General features: G+C 66.4%; 2 protein-coding genes. Both read left to right on the top strand.

All coding sequences use genetic code 11. The features are described 5' to 3' along the window. Nucleotides 1–46: 46 nt before the first annotated feature. Nucleotides 47–1,018 (top strand): acyl-CoA dehydratase activase, encoded by a 972-nt coding sequence (locus BLW83_RS15315; protein ID WP_090849252.1) that lies wholly within the window; start codon nucleotides 47–49, stop codon nucleotides 1,016–1,018. A gap of 1 nt (nucleotide 1,019) precedes the next feature. Beyond that, on the top strand, nucleotides 1,020–1,233 hold a 214-nt coding region (locus BLW83_RS15310), incomplete at its 3' end, for a hypothetical protein (RefSeq protein ID WP_143042872.1).

Below are 1,233 nucleotides of genomic sequence, written 5' to 3'. Positions count from 1 at the left end.
GTGAGTTACACTTACCAGTAGCAGGCTGCACCCGGAGGAGGACCAGATGAAATCCTGTGTGATGGGGATCGACTTCGGCTCGACCACCGCAAAGGCGGTGATCCTCGATCTCAGGGGGCAGATGCTGGCCTCGCATGTGGCCCATATGGGCGCGGTCAGCGGCGAAGGCGTCGCAGCCGCCATTGCCGGCGCGCTTGACAGCGCCGGGCTGGCGCAGGCGGATATCGGGCGCACCGTCGCCACCGGCTACGGCCGCCGCATGCTCGACATCGCCGACAAGAACTATACCGAGATCACCTGCCACGCCCGCGGCGCCGTCGCCATGGTGCCGCAGGCGCGGGTGGTCATCGACATCGGCGGCCAGGACAGCAAGGTGATCGCGGTCGATGCCCAAGGGCTGGTGATGCAGTTCACCATGAACGACCGCTGCGCCGCCGGCACCGGCAAGTTCTTCGAAGTGCTGGCCCGTGCCATGGAGATCAAGCTCGAGGACATGGGCGATCTGGCATTGCAGGCGCAACAGTCGCTGAAGATCTCGTCCATGTGCGCGACCTTCGCCGAGACCGAGGTGATCTCGCTCCTGGCCGAGGGCCAGTCCAAGGCCGATATCCTGGGCGGCGTCCATGCCGCGGTCGCCACCCGCACCGTGGGGCTGGTGGGCCGCGTTGGGCGCAAGGGTCCAATCGTGATGACCGGGGGCGTGGCGCGCAACAAGGCGGCGGTGCATTATATCGAAAAGGCCCTGGGCGAGGAACTGATCCTGCCGGACGCCCCGCAGATCGCCGGGGCGCTGGGGGCGGCGCTGATCGGGCTGGACGACTATCGCCACGAACACCGCGATGCCCTGGCTGACGACGACGCGCTTGAGGCCCAGATGGAGTTGGACAAGGCCTGCATTCCGGGCTGCACGGGCGTGCCCGAACTGGCACCCCCGCTAACAGCCCCCGCGCCGCCAGCGGCAACGGCCCCGCGCGCCAACGCCGCCGCGCTGTGGAAGCGCATCCAGTCGCATCTGTGACATGCAGAACTTTCCCGCCCTGCGCCTGATCCTGAAACTCGGCCGTTGGTGGGCGCTGTGCTGCGGCATGATCGCCGCTGCCGCCACAGCCCTGGCGCTATACCCGCTGTTGGGCGGCTTAACGATCCTGCCCGCGATCCTTGCCCTGGCGTTCGGCTATTACCTGGGAAAAAGCTACGTCGAGCTGGTAACCATTATCGTAACAACCGTGAATT

The sequence above is a fragment of the Paracoccus alkenifer genome (assembly GCF_900108405.1).
GTDB classification, from domain to species: domain Bacteria; phylum Pseudomonadota; class Alphaproteobacteria; order Rhodobacterales; family Rhodobacteraceae; genus Paracoccus; species Paracoccus alkenifer.
The sequence above is the reverse complement of the archived record's forward strand: the minus strand, read 5'-3'. Positions and strand labels throughout refer to the sequence as shown.